The following is a 20,612-nucleotide window of genomic DNA, read 5'->3' on the forward strand; positions in this document are numbered from 1 at the left end:
GCTTTCTGTGCTGGGTTACGGGATTGGGCGCGTGTCGGTGTCGGGGGCCGTCAGTGCTGGCCGGCCAGGCCGAGGTCCTCCAGGAGCCGGGCGCGCAGTTCCTCGCGGGCGACGCTCGCTTCGCGGTCGGCGGCGGTGAGATGGACTTCGTGCGAGCTGCCGATGCGGCCGTCGTTCATCACGAGAACGCGGTCACCGAGGGCGATCGCCTCGTCGATGTCGTGGGTGACGAGCAGCATCGCCGCCTGGTGCTTCGTCCGCAGGGCGCGTACGAGGTCGTGCATGCGCAGCCGGGTGATGGCGTCGAGGGCCGCGAACGGCTCGTCGAGGAGGACGAGTTCGGGCTCGGAGACCAGTGCCCTCGCGAGCGAGACCCGTTGGGCCTCGCCGCCGGAGAGCTCCTTGGGCCAGGCCTTCTCGCGGCCCGCGAGCCCGACCTCCGCGAGCACCTCGCGGGCGCGCCGGTCCGCGTCGGGTCCGTGGAGGCCGAGGGTGACGTTGGGCAGGACGCGCTGCCAGGGCAGCAGCCGGTCGGCCTGGAAGACGATGGCCCGCTTCGCCGGGACCTCGACGCGTCCTCCGTCGGGCCGGTCCAGTCCGGCGAGGAGCCGCAGGAGGGTGCTCTTGCCGCAGCCCGAGGGGCCGAGCAGGATCACCAACTCCTCTTCCTCGATGGTGAGATCGAGCTGGTCGAGGACGGCACGGTCGCCGAAGCGCCGGACGACCCGCTCGACGACGACACCGGTCCCGCGGCGGAGATCGGTCGCTACGGTGCTGCTCATGACGCCTCATAACTGGGGCGCCACCGCAGCAGCACCCGCTCGAGAGCCCGGACGAACTGGTCGGCGAGCAGACCGAGGAGCGAGTAGATGACCAGCCCCACGAACACCTGGTTGGTCTGCAGATAGGTCTGTCCCTGGGTGATGAGGAAACCGAGTCCCTGGTCGGCGTTGACGGTCTCCGCGGCGACGAGGCCCAGGACGCTGTACGCGAGGGAGAAGCGGAGCCCGACCAGGAAGCCGGGCAGGGACCCGGGCACCAGCACCCGCGTCACCAGGCGCCAGGTGCCCGCCCCGGTGGTGCGGGTCATCTCGATCAGCCGTTGGTCGACACCGCGGATCGCGGCGAACAGGTTGAGGTACATCGGCACGCCGGCGCCGAAGGAGATCAGCAGGACCTTGGTGAGCTCGTCGATGCCGAACCACACGATCATCAGGGGCAGGACCGCGAGGAGCGGGATCGTGTTGAGGACCTGTACGAGGCCGTTGAAGAGGTACTCGCCGCTGCGCAGCAGTCCGCCGAGGACCCCGGCGGTGATGCCCACCGACAGTCCGAGCGCGAGTCCGAGGCCGGCGCGTTGCAGCGAGATGGCCAGGTCCGGGCCGAGCACGCCCTGCTGCCACAGGTCGACGGCGGCCTTCACGATGGAGGTCGGCGCCGGGGCGTAGGTCTTCGTGAGCACTCCGGCGCGGGCGAGAATCTCCCAGGCCAGGAGGATCACGACCGGGGTCGTGTAGATGCCCAGCGGCCAGCGCAGCCGCTCGCGGAGGGCGCCGAGGGTGGTACGGCGACGGGCGTCGCGCGGGACGAACACCTCACGTTCCCGGGCGCGTTGCGGTGTGGCGCCCGGCCCCTTGAGGACGGCGGGCGCCGCGAGAGGGATCTCGGTCATGCCGCCACCGCCAGGACGCCGGTGTAGTGCGAGGCGTCACCGACGAGCTGTTCGCTCGGGCGGCCGTCGACGCCGACCGGTACGTCTCCGGCGACGGTCACCCGGTTCAGGAGCCGCGGGTGGTCGTCGTAGTTGTCCACCGCGTAGTGCTGGGTGATCCGGTTGTCGAAGATGAGCAGCTGGCCGGGCGACCAGGTCCAGCGCAGAATGTTCTCCGGCCGGGTCACGTACGACTGGAGGATGCGCAGCAGGTCCGCCGAGTCGCTGTTGGAGAGGCCGACGATCCGCTTGGCGAACCCGCCGATGAACAGGCCGCGTTCGCCGGTCAGCGGATGGACGCGCACGACCGGGTGCTCGGCCTCGTAGGGCGTCGAGACGAAGACCCGGTCATACTCCTGCCGCCGGCTGTCGGCGGGTGCCGGGCGGGCGTAGTCGTACTGGTTGCTGTGCACGACGCGCAGGGAGTCGGCGAGGGCGCGCAGCGGTGCGGGCAGGTCGCGGTAGGCGGCAGCGGCGTTGGCGATGAGCGTCTCTCCGCCGTAGGGCGTGGTCACGAGGGACCTCAGCGTGGTGACCTGCGGCGGGTTGACGACGAACGTGACGTCCGTGTGCCATTCGTTGGCCTTGGAGGTCTCGCTGTCGACGGCGAGCACGTTCGTGGTGCCGTCGAGGGCCGGCACGTTCGGGTGTGCGGTGGTGAGTTCACCGAACCAGCGGGCCACCCGCTCCTGGCCGGCGTCGTCCAGGCCGGCGCGGTCGAAGACGAGTGCCTTGTGCTCGTTGAGGGCGGCACGGAGTGCGGTGAGCGTGGAGTCGTCCGGCGGGGCCGTCAGATCGACGCCCTCGGCCACCGCGCCGATGCGGCCGGTGAGCTTGCGGATGGACAGGGACATGAGGGGTCCTCTCGGGAGGGGGTGGGCGTACCACCCCGGAAACGGGCATGGGCAGGAGCGGCCAGCGGCAACGACGGCAAGCGTCGACGGACCGGGAAGGCGGGAAAGGCGGCACGTCAGGGCATGGAGGCAGGCAGCCCTCAGCCGTGCCGTGGGCACACGGCGTCACGGACCCCCTGCCGGCCGAGGCCGAGAGGGACAGGCAAGGGGAGGAACCTGGAAGCGGTCGCTCAGAAGACGGAGACGACAAGCCCGCGCGACAACAGCCAGATGTCAGTCATTTGACCGTGCGTCGACCGCGTTCGTGCGCGGTGCGGGGTCGTTGCGACCGATCGCTGCCGGGGACGGCTACCGGGTCAGCGACAACAGAACGTACTGGCGACGAGCGCCAGATCGATGTGGCGCCGCCGGGTGAGGTCCACGTGCGGGGTCATGGGACGGGAGTTCAGCAGACCACCGGCCGGGTGGTCAAGAAATTTGGAGCGAGTCTTGCATCGCGGACACGGAGGAGTCCTCCGCTTGCCCGGAACTCCTGTACACGGCACGCCGATTCCGCGTCGGCCGACATCACGTACGGGGTCCTTGGGGAATGTCGGCCGGGTCGGACGGACGGCCCCTGAAGCAGGGGATCCGCCGTTCCCCCCGACGGAGGAGAAACCGCCGTCTGGCTGGTTCGTGACGTCCTCATGTGGTTACCTGGGCCCATGACCGTGCTCGTGACCCGCCGCCACGTCGATTACGTGCGTGTCACCACCACCGGTTGTCCCGCCGGTAGCTGACCTCCCGCTCCGGCTTCTGACCAGCCTCTTCTTCACCGCCTAGCGCCGACCCCTGCCTTCTGACGGCAGTGGTCCCAGGCGCCGTGTTTCCGCACGTCTTCCCTTTCTCACCCTCCGTACAGGGAGCAGCACCATGAGCCAGCCTCTCGATTCCGTCACCGCAGGCCACACCCCCGACGAGGTGCCCGCGGGTCCTGACACCTCGGCATGGTCGTTCGAGACCAAGCAGATTCACGCCGGAGCGGCACCCGATCCGACGACCGGCGCCCGGGCCACCCCGATCTACCAGACGACGTCGTTCGTGTTCCGGGACACCGGGCACGCGGCCGATCTGTTCTCGCTGGCCGAGCCCGGCAACATCTACACCCGCATCCACAACCCCACCCAGGACGTCTTCGAGCAGCGGATCGCCGCGCTGGAGGGCGGGGTCGCGGCCGTCGCGCTCGCCTCCGGGCAGGCGGCGGAGACGCTGGCGATCCTGACGCTCGCGAGCGCGGGCGACCACATCGTCTCCAGTACGTCGCTGTACGGCGGTACGTACAACCTCTTCCGGCACACGCTCCCCAAGTTCGGCATCGAGGTGTCCTTCGTCGACGACCCGGACGACGTCGAGGCCTGGCGCGCCGCCGTCCGGCCGAACACGAAGGCGCTGTTCGCGGAGACGCTGGGCAATCCGCGCGGCAACGTGCTGGACGTGCGCGCGGTCGCGGACGTGGCGCACGCCGAGGGTGTGCCACTGATCGTGGACAACACGGTGCCGACTCCGTATCTGCTGCGGCCCCTGGAGCACGGCGCGGACATCGTCGTGCACTCGGCGACCAAGTTCCTGGGCGGGCACGGCACCACGATCGCGGGCGTCGTCGTCGACGGCGGCACCTTCGACTTCGGTGCGCACACCGACCGCTTCCCGGACTTCACCGAGCCGGACCCGAGCTACCACGGCCTGCGCTACTGGCCGGCCCTCGGCCCCGGCGCCTTCGCCGTCAAGCTGCGGGTCCAGCTGCTGCGCGACCTCGGTCCCGCACTCTCCCCGCACTCCTCGTTCCTGCTGCTCCAGGGTGTGGAGACGCTGAGCCTGCGCATCGAGCGGCACTCGGCGAACGCCCAGGCGCTGGCCGAGTGGCTGGAGCAGCGCGACGAGGTCGCCGCCGTCCACTACCCGGGACTGCGCTCCAGCAGGTGGTACGAGGCGGGGCAGCGGTACCTCCCGCGGGGTGCCGGTGCCGTGGTCTCCTTCGAGCTGCGGGACGGAGTGGAGGCGGGCAAGCGGTTCGTGGACGCCGTCGAGCTGTTCAGCCACCTGGCCAACATCGGCGACGTGCGCAGCCTGATCATCCACCCCGCGTCCACCACCCACAGCCAGCTCGACGACGAGCAGCTCGCGGCGACCGGCACCGCACCGGGCCTGGTGCGGCTGTCGGTCGGCATCGAGAACCTCGCCGACCTCAAGGCGGACCTGGAGGCGGGCTTCCGCGCCGCCAAGGGCGCTTCCTGAACACGATGGTGACACTCCATCAGGAATCCCTCCCGCCGGCCACCGGTGCCTGGCGGGAGGGGGACCCGCCCGGGCGGCGCCAGTGGTACGTCCGCCCGACGCCGCTGTCCCTCGAGGCCGGCGGTGAACTGCCTGGCGCCCGGCTCGCGTTCGAGACCTGGGGACGGCTCGCGCCGGACGCCTCCAACGCCGTCCTCGTCCTGCACGCCCTCACCGGGGACAGTCATGTCGCCGGCCCCGCGGGACCCGGGCATCCCACCCCCGGCTGGTGGGACGGACTCGTCGGACCGGGCCGCGCCCTGGACCCGGACCGCTGGTTCGTCGTGGCACCGAACGTCCTCGGCGGCTGCCAGGGCAGTACGGGACCGTCGTCGCGCACGGCGGACGGGCGCCGCTGGGGCGGCGACTTCCCCTTCCTCACCCAGCGGGACCAGGTGGCGGCCGAGGCCGGCCTGGCCGACGCGCTCGGCATCGACCGCTGGGCGCTCGTGATCGGCGGTTCGATGGGCGGGATGCGCGCCCTGGAGTGGGCCGTGACGCATCCGGAGCGCACCGGCGCGCTCCTGCTCCTTGCCACGGCGGCCTCGGCGAGCGCCGAGCAGATCGCCTGGGCCGACGTCCAGACACGGGCCATCCGCTCCGACGCGCACTGGCTCGGCGGCCACTACCACGACACCGGCCGCGGCCCGCACAGCGGACTCGGCCTGGCGCGGAGCATCGCCCACGTCACCTACCGCAGCGAGCCGGAACTCCAGGTCCGCTTCGGGCGGGCGTCCCAGGGCATGGAGGACCCCTGGAACGGCGGCCGCTACCAGGTCGGCTCCTACCTCGGCCATCACGCCGCCAAGCTGGTGCGCCGCTTCGACGCGGGCAGCTACGTCGTGCTGTCCGAGGCGATGAACAGCCACGACATCGGGCGGGGCCGCGGCGGCGTCCGGGCCGCGCTGAGCCGGGTGAGCGCCGACACCCTCGTGGCCGGGGTCGGCTCCGACCGTCTCTATCCGCAGGCCCAGCAGGCGGAACTGGCGGCGGGCATCCCGGGCGCCGACGGTCTCCGGCTGATCGAGTCCCCGTACGGTCACGACGGCTTCCTCATCGAGGTGGAACAGGTCGCGGCGCTCGTACGGGAACTCCTGGCCGGGAGGCGGACCGGCCGAGAGGAGGGGTGACCGGGAGGAGGGGTGACCGCGGAGAGGGGTGACCGGCACGAACGGACGGGCAGGGTCGACCGGGCCCGGGACGGGGACCAATGGCCCCTGCCGGGCCGATGCCCCCGAGGCCTTTCATGGAAGGGGTGGCGGCGGCACTCCGTGACCGTCCCGTCGGCCGGTCCGGACGTCGCCACGCCAAGGGGTGGGACGAGGAGCCGCACGAAGGGACAGCACCGTGAACGCCGAACCGCTCGATGCCGACACCGTCACCGCACTCGTGGCGGACGCCACCGCCGCGCCCTCACTGCACAACGCGCAGCCCTGGGCGTTCCGCTGTCTGCGGGAGACGGGCGTCCTGCGGCTGTACGCCGACCTTCGGCGGGCACTCCCGCACACCGACCCCGACAACCGCGGCCTGCTCATGGGCTGCGGTGCCGCGCTGCTCAACCTGCGGGTGGCCGCCGCTGCCGCGGGGCTCGCGCCGGACGTACGGCTGCTGCCCGACCCCACCTCCACGGAGCTCCTCGCCGACGTACGTCTGCTCGGCAGCGCTCCGGTCGACGACACGCTCGCCCGGCTGGCCCCCGCCATCCGGCGGCGTCACTCCAGTCGGCAGCCCTTCCGCGACGCCGACATCCCCGCCGCCACGAAGGAACGGCTGGCGGAGGCGGCCCGGCTCGAAGGCGCGGAACTGTTCTTCCCCGACGCCTGGCACGTGCGGGCCATCGTCGAGCTGGTCCGGGACGCCGAGGACACGGAGGCACTCGACCCCGGTGTGCACGAGGAGACGGTGCGGTGGACCCACCCGGAACCGGCGTCCGCCACCGGGACCGCGGACGGCATCCCCGCCGGGGCGTTCGGTCCGCGACAGCGCGGTACCTCGGTCCCGGTCCGCGACTTCGCCGTCGGACGTCCGGTCCCCGGGCGCGAGACGGCGCACTTCGAGAAGAGCCCGAACATCGTCCTGCTCGGCACGGCCGGTGACGAGCCCCTGGAGTGGCTGCGCGCCGGTCAGGCCCTGGAACGGGTCCTGCTCCAGGCGACCGCGGACGGGCTCGTCGCCTCCATCACGTCCCAGCCGCTGGAGTGGCCGGACATCCGGTGGGCCGTCCGCGACCCCCTGTCCGCCATGGCCAACGTCCAGATGGTGATCCGGCTCGGTCACGGCCCCGAGGGCGAACCGAGCCCGCGCCGGCCCGTGGCCGACGTACTGGAACTCCTCTGATGACCTCCGCCCGACGAGGAGCACGGTCATGAGGATCTCGGCGGCTATGACGGCTCCCCCGGTGTGCGCGGCCCCGGACGCGTCCCTGGCCGAGGTGGCCGGGCTGATGGCCGAACGGGCCGTGGGTTCGGTGCTCGTGGTCGAGGACGGTGTCCTGCGCGGCATCGTCACCGACCGCGATCTCGCCGTGCGCGGCATGGGCGAGGGCCTGGCCCCGGGGACGCGGGTGGCCACCGTCATGTCGGCGGCCGCCGTCACGGTCGCCGCCGACGACGACCTCGAGGTGGCCTACCGTGCGTTCCGCCGGACCGGGATCCGCAGGCTCCCGGTGCTGGACGGAGGCCGGGTGGTGGGGATGCTGACCGTCGACGACCTGCTGCTCGACGTCTTCCGACGCCTCACCGACCTGCTCGGCCCGGTCGCCTGGGGCATCCTCCAGGAACCGCCGGCGACGCCCCGCGGGGCCGGGTCCCGCACGTGAGGCGCGGTTGCCGTGACACCCGGCCCGCGTGATGGGCGGCCGCCCGTGACACGGGACCCGGACGCGCACCGCAGCGTCCCGGTCCACCCCCTCAGGACTTCTCCGCCCTCACGATCACGACCGGGCAGGTCGCGTGCTGGGCCAGGTGCTGGCTGACGGAACCGAGCAGGGCGCTCGCGAACCCGCCCCTCCCCCGGCTGCCGACCACCAGGATCTCGGCGCCTTCGGCGGCCCGCAGCAGCACGTCGGTGGCGTTGCCGTGCACCAGCCGCGTACTGACCGCGTCGGCGGCCTCCGGCCCGAGCGCCTCGGCCATCTCGGTCCGCATCCGCCGTCGTGACTCCTCCTCGTCGAAGTCCATGTCCACGGCGGGCCCCGACCATCCGTACAGACCCGGCAGCTCCCACACCGCGACCGCGTCCACGGCGCCACCGACCAGCCCGGCGTATCGCAGAGCCCAGCGCAGGGCCTCGTACGAGGACGCGGACCCGTCGACGCCCACCACGACGCGCGCCCCGGAGACTTCGTTGCCCATGCGTTCCGCCTTCCTCGGTCGGTGGTCGCCCACCTGGCAGGTCCGCCCCTGATCCCCACGGTGGCGGACCCACCGCGGTGCCGCCAGAGAAGGGCTTCCGGCGGTGTGACGGGCCGTCGCGCTCCGGGTCGTCCGTGCCATCAGGGCTGAATGTCACCGATGAGGGCTGAACGGCCCCTGCCGTCGTCCGGTGGCGCGTACCACCGTGGAAGTGACACCCCCTACCCGCATCCACGCGGTCGAGAGAGAAGGCGGTGGGGACGATGACACTCCCCCTGGTCGTGGGCGTCGACGGATCGGACGGCAGCCTCGTGGCCGTCGACTGGGCGGTGGACCTGGCCACACGCGGCCGGCTTCCGCTGCGGCTGGTCCACGCGTCGCTGTGGGAGCGGTACGAGGGAGCGTTGCCGACGCTGAGCCGTGAACGTTCCTCCGAGCGGGTCCTGGCGGAACACATCGTCGCCTCGGCGGCGGAACGGGTCCTCCGGCAGAACCCCGACCTGAGCGTCTCGACGCAGACGGTGCCCGCCGAGGCCGTTTCCGCGCTCCTGGACGAAGGGCGGAACGCCACCGCCCTGATCACCGGTTCGCGGGGCCGCGGCGAGTTGAAAGGGACGCTGCTCGGTTCCGTGGGGCTGTCGGTCGCGGCCCGCGCCGCGTGCCCGGTCGTCGTGGTCCGCGGGGACAAGGCCGCTCTGGCCGGATCCCATGAGCGCATCGTGCTCGGTGCGGGTGACCTCGACACCTGTCGGGAAGCCGTCGCCTTCGCGTTCCGGGAGGCCGAGGCCCGCGGGTGCGAGCTGGATGTCGTCCGGGCCTGGCGGTGTCCGGTCCGGGAGGCGGACGGTTCCACCGCCTCGGCGGAGGATCCGGAGCACCAGCACGAAAAGCAGGCCGCCGCCCTCATCGCGGATCTGGTCGCCGACGCGTCCGCCGCGCACCCGGACGTCCGGGTGTCCCGTACGGCGGTCGAGGGAGCGGCGCGCAAGGTGCTGGTCCACCGCTCGGCCGCGGCCGACCTGGTGGTCCTCGGGGCGCGTCGCAGGTCCGGCCGCGTCGGGTTCCAGCTGGGGCGGATCAGCCACACCCTGCTGCACCACGCCGATTGCCCGGTGGCGGTCGTACCGAACCGGGCTTGATGGGCCCTTGCCCCCGACTGTCTCGCCCCGGCCCGGCAACTGCCCTGGCCGCTGGGTGACTTCGAGGATTCGCCGGCCGGGAAGCGCGTGCGGTCTGGATGCACGCGCTTCCCGGCCGTCGCAGCGGAGACCGGGCCCGTCAGCCTTCGTCGCCCCCGTGCGAGGCCGTCTTCGAGTAGCCGTCGTGCCACGCCGCCTTCGCGCCCGAGTCGCCGATGCGGTACACGTCCACGACGGCTCCGGTGGCCACCGCGAGCGACAGCACCGCGGCGGCGACCCGCACCGGCGTGCCGGGGCGGCGCGGGGCGTCGGAGTCCGCGGACGCCGGGGTGCGACCGACCTTCCACCACAGGGCGAGGGCCAGCACGAACAGGCCCCCGGCCCAGGGAAGGAGCCCGTCCCCGAGCTCGGCGTGGCGGCGCACCAGTGCGTTGTCGGCGACGTGTCCCTCCAGCCATTCACCCGCGTTCGAGGTGAGCGGCACGCTCACCAGCGTGACCAGCGCGAGCAACGGCAGCACGAGGCCCAGACGCCGGGCCGCGGCGGGCCATATCGCGCAGACGACGAGGGCGAGCGCGGTCAGGGGAACGAGGACGACCACGAAATGCACCAGCAGTACGTGCGCGGGCAGGCCGTTGACCAGGCTCATCGGCAACTCCAAGAGAAGGGTGGGTACTCACCGTGTTGATCAGGCGCGCCAGCGTGGCACAGGAATCTCTCAGGTTCCTCTGAACTCCGCGCCCGTCCGTCGCTCCCGGCGCCGGGCTGCCAGGGTCCACCGGGGCAGCGGAAGGGACCGTCCGGCCCAAGCGGCCTCGGGGGGCCCGGCGGAGAGTTGAGGTGGCACCCATGACAGGGCGTGGACGCGACGGCCGACGGCCCTTATCGCTCGCCGAGCCGCACGACCGCTTCGACGTCAGGTCAGGACCGTACCGAGGAGAGGTGTTGGGACATGTCCGGCACTCCGCACATCGTCAGCGACGTGATGACCCAGACGGTCGTGGCCGTGGGTCGGGACGCTCCGTTCAAGGAGATCGTGCGCACCCTGGAACAGTGGAGGGTCAGCGCCATGCCCGTGCTGGAGGGCGAGGGACGCGTCGTCGGCGTCGTGTCCGAGGCCGACCTGCTGCCCAAGGAGGAGTTCCGGGACGAGGAACCGAGCCTGTCCCGGCAGCGCGAGCGCCTCGCCGACTCCGCCAAGGCCGGTGCGACCAGGGCCGCGGAACTCATGAGCACTCCGGCGGTCACCGTCCACGCCGACGCGACGCTCGCGCAGGCGGCCCGGATCATGGCCGTCCGACGGGTCAAGCGGCTCCCCGTGGTCGACGACGTCGGCATGCTCCAGGGCATCGTCAGCCGCGCCGACCTGCTCAAGGTGTTCCTGCGGCCCGACGACGAGATAGAGGAGGAAGTCCGCCGCACGGTGGTGTCCTACCTCTTCCCGGGCTTCAGCCACGCCATCCACGTGACCGTGGACGAGGGGATCGTCACCCTGCGCGGACACGTCCGCGACACCTCCCTCGTCTCGGTCGCGGTGCGCCTCGTCCACGCCATCGAGGGCGTCGTGGACGTCGTACCCCAGCTCAGCGGCGAGTCCGCGGAGGCCACGTCCTGAGCGGACGGCACGTCCTGACACACCCCCCGGCACGTTCTGACACACCCCCGGCACGTCCCGACCGGCATGTCCTGACGCGCACGCCACCTCCTGAGGCGGACGACACCCGCGACGGGGTGCTCCCGTTCAGGGTCACATGACCGGCAGGTCGGGGCGGACCAGCGTGCCCGACGCCCCGTGGACGATCTCGTACGCCGCGTCCAGCGCGCCGATCGCGGCCAGCCCGCCGGTGCGTTCCACGAACCGGGCCGCCGCCTCGGTCTTGGGTCCCATCGAACCCTCGGGGAAGCGTCCCCGGCGCAAGTCGGCGGGAGTGGCGCCGAGAACGGGCCGCTGGGCCGGCGTGCCGAAGTCGGCGTAGACGCAGGGCACATCGGTGAGGATGAGCAGGAAGTCGGCCTTCAGTTCCTCGGCGAGCAGGGCCGCCGTGAGGTCCTTGTCGACGACCGCCTCCACCCCGGTGAGCGCTCCGGTGTCGGCGTCGGCGGTCACCGGGACACCTCCGCCGCCCGCGCAGACGACGAGCGCGCCGCCGGCGAGCAGCTCGTGGACGGTGTCGGTCTCCAGGACCCGTTGCGGCGCCGGGGAGGGGACGACACGGCGCCAGCCGGTGGTGTCGGCCGCGATGTGCCACCCGCGCCGACGGGCGAGCTCCGACGCGATGTCGTACGGATACACCTGGCCCACGAACTTCGTGGGGTGCTCGAACGCGGGGTCGTCGGCCCGGACCAGGGTGTGGGTGACCAGGGCGATCGTCCGGTGTCCGGGCAGGGCGTCGTGCAGGCTGCGCACCAGCAGGGAGCCGATCAGGCCCTGGGTCTGCGCGCCGAGCAGGTCGAGCGGGTAGGGGGCGCTCAGCGCGGGATCGGCGGCGCTCTCGGCGGCGAGCAGGCCGATCTGGGGGCCGTTGCCGTGCGTGACGACGACCTCGTGGTCATGGGCGAGGGCGGCGATCGCGCTGGTGACGCGGTCGATGTTCGAGACCTGGACGGCCGCGTCGGGGCGTTCGCCGCGGTGCAGCAGGGCGTTGCCGCCCAGAGCGATGACGATGCGCATGACGCGGACCTCCAAGGTGACGGCCGGGACGGCCTCGACGGTGTGCGGCGGGCGCTCCGCCCGGTGGTCGACACCGACGAAGACCGGTGGGAGGAGACCGCCCGACGGAGGCCGGTGGGAGAAGACCTCACGATTCTCGGCAGTGGACAGGGACCGAGGTCAGTGGCCGACCTTCCCCGTCCGAGGCCGTTGGTCCCGGCCGCCGCCGGCCGAACGGCCCCTGGGGCAGGGGCCGTTCGGCCGGCGCCGTGAGCGGGCGAGCCCTCCTGTCGTCAGGCCGTGGGAACGGCGAGGTCCTCGTGCGAGGGCGCGCCGAGCACCACCTTGAGCGCGCCGGTGTCCGCGGCCCGCGAGAAGACGTCGTAGGCCTTCTCCATGTCGTTCAACGGGAAGGTGTGGGTGACCAGTTGCGAGGTCGGCAGCCGGCCGGCGGCGGCCATGCGCAGCAGGGTGGGCGTGGAGTGGGTGTCCACCAGGCCGGTGGTGATGGTCACGTTCTTGATCCACAGGTCTTCCAGGTGCAGTGTCGCCGGCCGGCCGTGGACGCCGATGTTGGCCACGTGTCCGCCGGGCCGCACCATGCGCGTGCACAGCTCGAAGCTCTCCGGTACCCCGACCGCCTCGATGACCACGTCCGCGCCGAGCCCGTCGGTGAGGTCGGCGATCAGCTGCTCGGGGTCCTCGTCCGCGTCGGCCACGGCGTCGGCGCCCAGCTTCCTGGCGGCCTCCAGCCGGGACGCGGCACGGTCGACGGCGACGACGCGCTCGGGCGAGAAGAGACGGGCCGTGGCGATCGCCGCCAGACCGATGGGGCCCGCGCCGACGACGGCGAGGGTGTCCCCAGGGCGCACGCGCCCGTTGAGGACACCGACCTCGTACGACGTCGGGAAGATGTCCGCGAGCAGGACGGCGTCCTTGTCGTCGACGGCTCCGGGCAACGCGTGCACGGACAGGTCCGCGTAGGGCACGCGGACGTACTCGGCCTGGGTGCCGTCGATCAGGTGGCCGAGGATCCAGCCTCCGCCGCCCCGGCACTGGCCGTACATTCCCTCGCGGCAGAAGCGGCAGCGTCCGCAGGAGCTGATGCAGGACACCAGGACCCGGTCGCCGGGACGTACGGTCCGCACATCGCTGCCGACCTCCATGATCTCGCCGACCGCCTCGTGGCCGAGGACCGTTCCCGGACGCACCTCGGGAACATCGCCCTTGAGGATGTGCAGATCCGTGCCGCAGATGGTCACGGCGCCGACCCGCACGATGGCGTCGGTGGGTTCCTTGATCGCCGGGTCCGGGACATCCTCCCAAGCGGACTGTCCGGGACCGTGGAAGACGTAGCCCTTCATGGTCGCCTCACCCTTCCCTGCTCGGTCCGAGATGGTCTCTCAAGTCCAGCTTGTCCCGTCGCGCGGTGCTCCGCTTGGGCCGTCCGGCCCTCGATGTCCGCCGCTCGGCACCCGACGAGGTCCGAGCGGCCCTCCCGCGACGCCTGGTCGGCCCCTGCTCCCGGACGGCTTCGGGTGCCACCGTCGGAAGTGTCACCACGAAGCGACGCTGGAGACGAAGGAGGTGCGGACCGATGCCCCGTGGCGGGTACGCGAGGAAGCGGTTGTGGCGGTGGCGCGCCAACCCGCTGCGACGACGCGAGGACGTCGCCGAGGCCTGGATCGTCCTCGCCGTCTGGACGGTCTTCACCGTGGGCGGAACGGCCGCCGGAATGGTCACCGCCCGGGCCGCGGACGACGCGTTCGCGCGGCAGCGGGCCGAACGGCAGCCCGTCACCGCCCTGGTCGTGCGCGGCGTCCCGGCGACCGCCACCGTGCCCCGCGGGACCTCGGGCCGGCTGATGACGTCCGTGCGCTGGACGGCACCCGACGGTTCGACCCGCACCGGACGGACCCTGGTGGACACCGGCACCACGGCCGGGTCCCCGGTGACGGTCTGGCAGGACGGCCACGGCCGGCTCTCCCCCGCGCCGCCGACCTCCACGCAGGCGGCGGTCGAATCGGGCGTGCTGGGAACCGCGTCCGCCGCCGCGCTCGCCGGCCTGGTGTTCGGCGCGGGCGCGGCCGCGAAGTGGCGCCTCGACCGCCGCCGGCTCGACGCGTGGGGCCGGGAGTGGAGTCTGGTGGAGCCGGGCTGGGGACACAGGACTCCGTGACGTCGGGGGCATCGGACTCCGTGACGTCAGGACGGGGCTCGGGGACCGGGTGGCCTCCCTACGGTTTCGGGCCCGGTCGGCATACGCGACGAGGAAGGGCCCCGGACCGCCACGGTCCGGGGCCCTTCCTCGTGCCGATCCCTCAGCCGGCTCGCGCCGCAGGGACGCCGCACACACGCCGTCGCCTACACGCGGGCCAGCGACGCCCCGATCCCCTTCGCCCACTCCTTCACGGCGTCGAAGTCCCGGAAGTCCCCGCCCTTGCCGGAGCTGAGGATCATCTTGGCGATCCGCCCCTTGGCCCCTTCCTTCAGGCACCCGCCGAAGGTGACGTGTCCCCTGGCGTCCAGCCGGGTCATGGCACGCTGGACACCTCGTACGGGCGGGATGTCGCGTTCTCCGGCGGAGGCGTCGAGCGGTCCGCTGCTGAAGAACCACACCGGTCGCTCCGCGAGCGGCGCGCGGTACCGGCGCACGAACCGCCGGGCGTCCTTCTGCCAGCGCCCCGCGTAGAGCCCGCCGCCGACCACGACGGCGTCGTAGGACGTCAGGCTCGTCACGGACGCGGCGGGAAGGACCTGGACGCCGAGCCCCTGCTCCCGCAAGATGTCGGCGACCGCTTCGGCGATCTCCGCCGTGGATCCGTTCGTCGTTCCGTAAGTGACCAACACGGTGCCGGTCATGACGGTCCGCCTCCTTTCACAGCCGGCGCAGCCAGTCCTCGGCCACGCCGTGCGGCGCGCGGTCGTCGGGACGCAGTCGCGCGTCGTCCAGCCGGTGGGTGAGGTGGGAGACCACGTCCACCACACCGTCGAGCCGCCGCGTCATCGACACGGCGATCACGGTCTCGCTCTTGCGCTCCATGCTGCCGGTGAGGGTGACGACGCCCTCCGTCACGGAGACCTCGACGCTGCGCGGCGCCAGCCACAGCGAGCGCACCAGGACCTCGTCGATCACCTCGCGCCGTATGTCCTCGTCGGGCCGCAGGAAGACCTTGAGGAGGTCGCCGCGCGTGACGATCCCGACGAGCCGGTCCTCCTCGTCGAGCACGGGCAGCCGGTCTACGTGCCTCTGGGCCATCGTGCGGGTGGCCTGGACGAGGGTGTCGTCGGCGTGCACGGTGACGGCCGGCACGGTCATCAGCCCGCCGGCGGTACGAGCCTTCTTGGCGGCCCGGCGCCGGGCGCCGGGGATCAGACCGGTGAACCTCGTGTGATGGTCCGGCTCGTACGGGTCCGGCGTGCTCGCCGTGTGCGCCAACAGGTCCGTCTCCGACAGGACGCCGATGACCTTGTCGTCCTCGTCCACCACCGGCAGCCCGCTGATCCGGTGTTCGGCGAGCAGCCGGGCCACCTCCTTGAACGGTGTGCCGTACTCGGCGCGGACGACGTCCGTGGTCATCACGGAGCCGATCTTGTCGTGTCGCATGGCCGTTCCTCCTCAGCGCAGTCTGCGCAGGTACGGGTCCTTGGGGCGGCGCGGCAGCAGCCGTACCCGTGCGTCCAGCACGGTGATGCCGCCCGGTGTCGCCAGGACGGGATTGAGATCGGCCTCGGCGAGCTGCGGCAGGTCCGCCGCCATCCGGGACAGCCGGTGCAGCAACTGTTCCAGCCGTTCGAGGTCGACGGCTCGGTGGCCGTCCGCGCCCAGCAGCAGCGGGGCGCAGCGCGGCGAGGTGATCAGGTCGTGCACGTCGCGGTCGGTCAGGGGGGCGAGCCGGGCGGCGTGGTCGGCCAGCACGTCGGTCGCCGTACCGCCGAGCCCGAACAGGACGAGCGGGCCGAAGACCTCGTCCTGGACGACGCCTGCGAGGAGTTCGGTGCCGCGGTCGGCGAGGGGCTGCAGGACCACGCCGGTCATGAGGCCGGCGAAGCGGGTCTCCAGGTCCCGGTACGCGGCCCGGATCTGGGCGTCGCCGCGCAGGTCGAGGTGGACGGCGTGCTGCTGCGTCTTGTGCAGGAGGCCGGGCCAGTGGGCCTTCATCACCACCCGGCCGTCGAAGCCGCGCAGCCGGTCGGCGGCGAGCACGGCGTCGTCCTCGTGGTCGGCCCAGGCCCACGGGATCTGCGGGATGCCGTAGCAGGTGAGCAGGGCGGCGCAGGTGCGCGGGTCGAGCCAGCCTCCGTCGGGGTGGAATGCGAGGTACTCCTCGACGACCGTACGGGCCCGCTCCGGCTCGATGCCCTCCAGGCCGGGCACGGTTCCGGCGGGCTGGGCGAGCCAGGCGGTGCGCCGGGTGGCGTGGGCCAGGGCGCGGGCCGCGGACTGCGGTTCGGCGTACGACGGGACGGTGGTGTCGTCGGCGGCGGGCAGCAACCGCACGGAGCGGTCCTGGTCCAGCCGTACGGCGACCACCGGCCGGGCCCTGCGCCCGGGTGCGGTGGTAAGGGCGCGGACGAGGTCGTCGCCGGTGGCGGCGGCGATCGCGGTGGGGACGAGTGCCACGACGACGGTGTCGATGCCGGGGCACCGGACGAGACGGTCGACGCATGCGGTGAGCTGCTCCTCGGACACGGCGGCCGTGGCGTCGACCGGGTTCCCGGCGGTGGCGCCCTCGGGCAGGACGGCGAGGAGGTCGTCGACCATCGCGGGGGTGAGCGGGGGAAGGACGAGCCCCGCCTCCGCGCAGGCGTCGGCGGTGAGTACGCCGGCTCCGCCCGCGTTGGTGACGACGGCGACGCGAGGGCCTTCGGGCAGCGGCTGGGAGTGCAACAGGGCCGCGGTCTCGAGGAGTTCGCCCACCGAGCGGGTCGCGGTGATGCCCGCCTGGGTGAAGAGGGCTTGGCGGGTCATGGTGCGGGTGGCGGCGGCCGCGGTGTGGGAGGCGGCGGCCCGGCGGCCGGCGTCGGTGCGGCCCGCGTCCACGGTGAGCACCGGGATCCGCCGGGTGACGCGGCGTGCGGTACGGGAGAAGGCGCGCGGGTTGCCGAAGGACTCCAGGTGCAGCAGGGCGAGTTCGGTGCGGCCGTCGCTCTCCCACCACTGGAGCATGTCGTTGCCGCTGACGTCGAACTTGTCGCCGAGGGAGGCGAAGGACGACACCCCGATGCCGAGGCGGGACAGCCCGTCGAGCAGGGCGATGCCGACGCCCCCGGACTGCACGGCGATGCCCGCGGTGCCGGGGCGGGGGTGGCCGGCGGCGAAGGTCGCGTCGAGGCTCAGGTCCAGGGCGGTGTTGGAGACCCCGAGGCAGTTGGGCCCGACGAGCCGCATGCCGTGCGTACGGCAGGCGGCCAGCAGGGCCTCGGCCTGGGCGTGGTCGAGTCCGGCGGTGACGACGACGAGGGCGCGGACCCCGGCCTTCCCGCATTCCTCTGCCACGGCGGGCACCGCGGCGGCCGGTACGGCCACGACGACGAGGTCGGGCGTCTTCGGCAGGGCCGCGACCGACGGATGCGACGGCACCCCGAGCACCGACTCGACGTGGGGGTTCACGGCGAAGAGGCGACCGGTGAACCCGCCGGTGCGCAGGTGGTGCAGCACGGCCCGGCCGACCGAGCCCGGTGTGCGTCCGGCTCCGACCACGGCGACCGTGGAGGGCTGGAGCAGGGGCAGCAGACTGGCCACGTCGGCGGCGCGGCCACGGGACTCGACCGCGGACAGGTAGGCGTTGTCCTGGTCGAGGTGGATCGTGCAGCGGACCTCCGGCCCTTCGAAGCGGCGCGTGGTGCGCAGGCCGAGGTCGGCGAAGAGCCGGAGGACCTCGTGGTTCTCGCCGAGGGCGTCGGCGGTGAAGGTGGTGATGCCCTCGGACCGGGCCGCCGAGACGAGATGCTCGACGAGGAGTGTGCCCACGCCCCGGTGGTGGAGGCCGTCGGCGACGGCGATGGAGATCTCTGCGGCGCCTTCCTCGGCTCCCCCCGGGGCGCTCTCCGCCACGGTGTCCTGCGGTCCGGTGTTCCGCGTTTCGGTGTCCTTCGCTGCGGCGTCTTTCGCTGCGGCGGCCCGCGTTCCGGTGCCCTGCGCTGCCGTGGCCCGCGTTCCGGTGCCCTGCGCGCTGGTGCCCTGTGCTCCGGTGTTCTGGCTTCCGGTGTCGTACTCGGCCAGGCCGATCACCCTGCCGCCGGCCTCGGCCACCAGGGCGCGGTAGCCCGGGCGGGCGGGGGCGCAGGCCCGATCCGCGGCCTGGGCACCCGAGCGCCGGCTCGCCGAGAAGAACCGCAGCCGGAGGTTCTCGAGCGCCATCCGTTCGTAGAAGTCGCGCAGCCGGTCGTGGTCGCCGGGGAGCACCGGCCTGATGCAGGCGGTGGTGCCGTCGGTGAGCAGGGCGTGGACGGGGTGCCGTTCGAGCAGGTCGTCCGTCATCGCGGATCTCCTCCGATCACTCGGTACTTCGATCGTCCGGCGAAGCGGACGGGGAACCCAGGGGCTGGACGGGGCCGCCCCGGGGCCGGTCGGCCCACCCTCCCCCGCCGACCGGCCCCTCCCCTCCCGGACAGTGGCCCTGAGCTGCTGCAGCACCGGGGCGGTGTACGGGAGACCTGGGCCTCTTACTCCGCTTCGGGGACCACGGCGACCGGGCAGGCGGCGTGGTGCAGGACCCCGTGGGCGACGCGGCCGAGCTGGAGGCCGAGGCGTCCGGGACGGCGCCGGGCGCCAACCACGAGCAGCCCGGCGCCCTCGGACGCGGCGAGGAGGACGTGGCGGGCGGGCCCCTCCACGGTGCGGCGGCCTAGGTCGAGGTCGGCCGGCGCACCTTTCAGCGCCTCGTCCAGCGTCGCGACGGCCTGCTCCTCGTGCAGCCGCGCGGGCTCACCGGCGAGCAGCGGATGGTCGACGCTCTCGTGCGCCGGGCAGCGCCAGGCCCGTACGGCCTCCAGGGGCACCCCGCGCAGCCTCGCCTCCGCCACGGCGAAGCGCATCGCCGCCGAGTCCTTCCCCGACTCGCCGACCCCCACGACCACGCGCCGCGCGGTGGCGTCGGCGACGTGGGTGTCGTGGCCGCCGCGGAGCACGATCACCGGGCAGTCGGCGTACGCGGCGACCGCGAGGCTGACGGAGCCGAGGAGCATCTCGACGAAGCCGCTGCGGCCCCGAGTGCCGAGCACCAGAGCGGCGGCCTCGCGTCCCTCCCGCACCAGGGCGTACTCCGGCTCCTCGGCGAGGACCGCGGTCGAGACGTCGAGGTCCGGGTGCCGCTTCCGTGCCCGGCGCGCGGCCACCCCCACGATGTCGTCGGCGCGGACCTCCTCGGACGGCCGGTGCTCACCGGCGAGTGCCGTGCCCTCGTAGCGCTCCCAGAGGGAGGCGTACACCACCCGCAGCGGCACGCCCCGCAGCGCGGCCTCGTCGGCCGCCCAGTCCACGGCCCGCAGGCTCGGCTCGGATCCGTCCACGCCGACGACCAGGGGCCGTTCCGCGGGGTCCGTCCCACGGGCCTGGGGTTCACCGGATTCTCGTACGACTGCTGCGTTCATGCGTCTGCTCTCCTCGGGGACGGTGGTCAGTCGTGCGGGACGACGGCGACGGGGACACCGGCGTGGTGCAGGACGGAGTGCGTGGTGTGGCCGATGTGGGCGCCGAGGGGGAGATGGCGGGCGTTGCGTCCCACGACGATCAGGGCGGCGCCTTGGGAGGCCTTGACCAGGTGATCCGCGGGGCTGCCGTACCGGGTGAGTTCGGCGACCTCGACGTCCGGGAAGCGGGTCCGCCAGGGGCTGAGGACCTTCTCCAGTTCCGCCTCGGCGCTCAGCGCGAGGGCCTCGTGGAGCGCGGGATTCACCGGGGTGCCGTACGCGTAGTACGGCGGCGGGTACCAGGTGTGGACGACCCGCAGCGAGGTCTCCCGGCGCCGGGCGGCCTCGAAGGCGAAGGCGATCAGCGCCTCGTCCGGGTGCTCGACGTCGAGCCCGAGGACGACCGGCGGGACGGGGATGGACGCGCCGTCGGCGTGGGTCGCGGGCTCGTCGGCGGCCTGCCCCGGCGCCCGGACCAGCACCACGGGGCGCTGGACGCGCGCGACGACGGACAGGCCGACGGAGCCGACCATGAAGCCGCCGAGTCCACCGAGGCCGCGGGAGCCGAGCACCAGCAGTTCGGCGTCCTCCGCCGCCTGCACCAGCACGTCGGCCGGACGGCCGGGGAGCTGCTCGGTGACCACCTCGAGCTCCGGGTGGAGCTGCCGTACGGCCTCGGCGGCCTCACGGGGGATCCTCCTCCGGCCTTCGGCCGGGGGTACCCGCATCTCGCTGCGCTCGCTGCGGTGCTGCCGCGTCCCGGTGTCCGTACCCGAGGCCTGCGCCATCGGCTCGGGCACGGGCTCCCACACGTGAACGAGCTTCAGGGGCAGGTCACGCAGTGCGGCCTCGCGCGCCGCCCATGCGGCGGCGGCCCGGCTCTCGAGCGAGCCGTCGAGACCTACGGTGACGGTGCGGGGCATGGTGTTCAACTCCTGTGGGGGTGGTGCGGGTTGC

19 protein-coding genes are annotated in these 20,612 nt (G+C 73.0%); 7 read left to right on the plus strand and 12 right to left on the minus strand.

From position 1 onward, the window contains the following. Positions 1-50: 50 nt before the first annotated feature. The 3 genes from IO36_RS31025 to IO36_RS31035 are packed head-to-tail and all read right to left on the minus strand — an operon-like array spanning position 51 to position 2,565. Positions 51-782: an ABC transporter ATP-binding protein gene (locus IO36_RS31025; RefSeq protein WP_037624603.1), complete on the minus strand. Its 732-nt coding sequence runs from the start codon at positions 780-782 to the stop codon at positions 51-53. Further along, positions 779-1,672, minus strand: a complete 894-nt coding sequence (locus tag IO36_RS31030) for an ABC transporter permease (protein ID WP_037624605.1) — start codon at positions 1,670-1,672, stop codon at positions 779-781. The genes IO36_RS31025 and IO36_RS31030 overlap by 4 nt, the downstream gene beginning before the upstream one ends. Continuing rightward, positions 1,669-2,565 carry a TauD/TfdA dioxygenase family protein gene (locus tag IO36_RS31035; protein ID WP_037624606.1) on the minus strand — a complete coding sequence of 299 codons (897 nt, stop codon included), beginning with the start codon at positions 2,563-2,565 and terminating at the stop codon, positions 1,669-1,671. The genes IO36_RS31030 and IO36_RS31035 overlap by 4 nt, the downstream gene beginning before the upstream one ends. Before the next feature lie 912 nt (positions 2,566-3,477). On the opposite strand from IO36_RS31035, the gene IO36_RS31040 reads away from it, so the two are divergent. The 4 genes from IO36_RS31040 (at position 3,478) to IO36_RS31055 (ending at position 7,696) form a co-directional block, all read left to right on the plus strand. Continuing rightward, positions 3,478-4,839 carry a bifunctional o-acetylhomoserine/o-acetylserine sulfhydrylase gene (locus IO36_RS31040; protein WP_078943554.1) on the plus strand — a complete coding sequence of 454 codons (1,362 nt, stop codon included), beginning with the start codon at positions 3,478-3,480 and terminating at the stop codon, positions 4,837-4,839. Positions 4,840-4,844: 5 nt separating this feature from the next. Next, positions 4,845-6,008 carry a homoserine O-acetyltransferase MetX gene (metX, locus tag IO36_RS31045; protein ID WP_078943555.1) on the plus strand — a complete coding sequence of 388 codons (1,164 nt, stop codon included), beginning with the start codon at positions 4,845-4,847 and terminating at the stop codon, positions 6,006-6,008. A 217-nt stretch (positions 6,009-6,225) separates the two neighbouring features. Beyond that, on the plus strand, positions 6,226-7,215 hold the full coding sequence (locus IO36_RS31050; protein ID WP_037624608.1) for an Acg family FMN-binding oxidoreductase: 990 nt from the start codon (positions 6,226-6,228) through the stop codon (positions 7,213-7,215). A gap of 28 nt (positions 7,216-7,243) precedes the next feature. Then, positions 7,244-7,696 carry a CBS domain-containing protein gene (locus IO36_RS31055; RefSeq protein WP_037624611.1) on the plus strand — a complete coding sequence of 151 codons (453 nt, stop codon included), beginning with the start codon at positions 7,244-7,246 and terminating at the stop codon, positions 7,694-7,696. A 91-nt stretch (positions 7,697-7,787) separates the two neighbouring features. Here IO36_RS31055 and IO36_RS31060 read toward each other — a convergent pair whose 3' ends face one another. Then, positions 7,788-8,231, minus strand: coding sequence for a universal stress protein (locus tag IO36_RS31060; RefSeq protein WP_037624613.1), 444 nt, complete (start codon positions 8,229-8,231; stop codon positions 7,788-7,790). Positions 8,232-8,494: 263 nt separating this feature from the next. Here IO36_RS31060 and IO36_RS31065 point away from each other — a divergent pair, with 263 nt between their 5' ends. Continuing rightward, the gene (locus IO36_RS31065; protein ID WP_209441294.1) at positions 8,495-9,370 is read left to right on the plus strand and encodes a universal stress protein; all 876 of its coding nucleotides are present in this window, start codon (positions 8,495-8,497) and stop codon (positions 9,368-9,370) included. Between the two features lie 139 nt (positions 9,371-9,509). Here IO36_RS31065 and IO36_RS31070 read toward each other — a convergent pair whose 3' ends face one another. Further along, the gene (locus IO36_RS31070; RefSeq protein WP_037624616.1) at positions 9,510-10,019 is read right to left on the minus strand and encodes a DUF2231 domain-containing protein; all 510 of its coding nucleotides are present in this window, start codon (positions 10,017-10,019) and stop codon (positions 9,510-9,512) included. 303 nt (positions 10,020-10,322) lie between these two features. Between IO36_RS31070 and IO36_RS31075 the strand changes: the two genes are divergently transcribed. After that, positions 10,323-10,985 carry a CBS domain-containing protein gene (locus tag IO36_RS31075; RefSeq protein ID WP_037624619.1) on the plus strand — a complete coding sequence of 221 codons (663 nt, stop codon included), beginning with the start codon at positions 10,323-10,325 and terminating at the stop codon, positions 10,983-10,985. A 132-nt stretch (positions 10,986-11,117) separates the two neighbouring features. Here IO36_RS31075 and IO36_RS31080 read toward each other — a convergent pair whose 3' ends face one another. After that, positions 11,118-12,041: a carbamate kinase gene (locus IO36_RS31080; RefSeq protein WP_037624620.1), complete on the minus strand. Its 924-nt coding sequence runs from the start codon at positions 12,039-12,041 to the stop codon at positions 11,118-11,120. A 272-nt stretch (positions 12,042-12,313) separates the two neighbouring features. After that, on the minus strand, positions 12,314-13,384 hold the full coding sequence (locus IO36_RS31085) for a zinc-dependent alcohol dehydrogenase family protein (RefSeq protein ID WP_037624621.1): 1,071 nt from the start codon (positions 13,382-13,384) through the stop codon (positions 12,314-12,316). 233 nt (positions 13,385-13,617) lie between these two features. Here IO36_RS31085 and IO36_RS31090 point away from each other — a divergent pair, with 233 nt between their 5' ends. After that, the gene (locus IO36_RS31090; RefSeq protein ID WP_037624622.1) at positions 13,618-14,199 is read left to right on the plus strand and encodes an Rv1733c family protein; all 582 of its coding nucleotides are present in this window, start codon (positions 13,618-13,620) and stop codon (positions 14,197-14,199) included. 185 nt (positions 14,200-14,384) lie between these two features. Here the strand turns inward: IO36_RS31090 and IO36_RS31095 are convergent, their stop codons facing one another. The 5 genes from IO36_RS31095 to IO36_RS31115 form a co-directional block, all read right to left on the minus strand. Next, the gene (locus IO36_RS31095) at positions 14,385-14,882 is read right to left on the minus strand and encodes a flavodoxin domain-containing protein (RefSeq protein WP_037624623.1); all 498 of its coding nucleotides are present in this window, start codon (positions 14,880-14,882) and stop codon (positions 14,385-14,387) included. 16 nt (positions 14,883-14,898) lie between these two features. Further along, on the minus strand, positions 14,899-15,627 hold the full coding sequence (locus tag IO36_RS31100; RefSeq protein WP_037624624.1) for a CBS domain-containing protein: 729 nt from the start codon (positions 15,625-15,627) through the stop codon (positions 14,899-14,901). A 12-nt stretch (positions 15,628-15,639) separates the two neighbouring features. Further along, the gene (locus IO36_RS31105) at positions 15,640-18,504 is read right to left on the minus strand and encodes a bifunctional acetate--CoA ligase family protein/GNAT family N-acetyltransferase (protein ID WP_037624625.1); all 2,865 of its coding nucleotides are present in this window, start codon (positions 18,502-18,504) and stop codon (positions 15,640-15,642) included. Between the two features lie 185 nt (positions 18,505-18,689). Beyond that, positions 18,690-19,616 (minus strand): universal stress protein, encoded by a 927-nt coding sequence (locus IO36_RS31110; RefSeq protein WP_051901090.1) that lies wholly within the window; start codon positions 19,614-19,616, stop codon positions 18,690-18,692. Positions 19,617-19,642: 26 nt separating this feature from the next. Next, positions 19,643-20,578, minus strand: a complete 936-nt coding sequence (locus IO36_RS31115; protein WP_037624626.1) for a universal stress protein — start codon at positions 20,576-20,578, stop codon at positions 19,643-19,645. Positions 20,579-20,612: the final 34 nt, after the last annotated feature.

This window comes from Streptomyces aureus, assembly GCF_000725495.1.
Taxonomy (GTDB): Bacteria; Actinomycetota; Actinomycetes; order Streptomycetales; family Streptomycetaceae; genus Streptomyces; species Streptomyces aureus_B.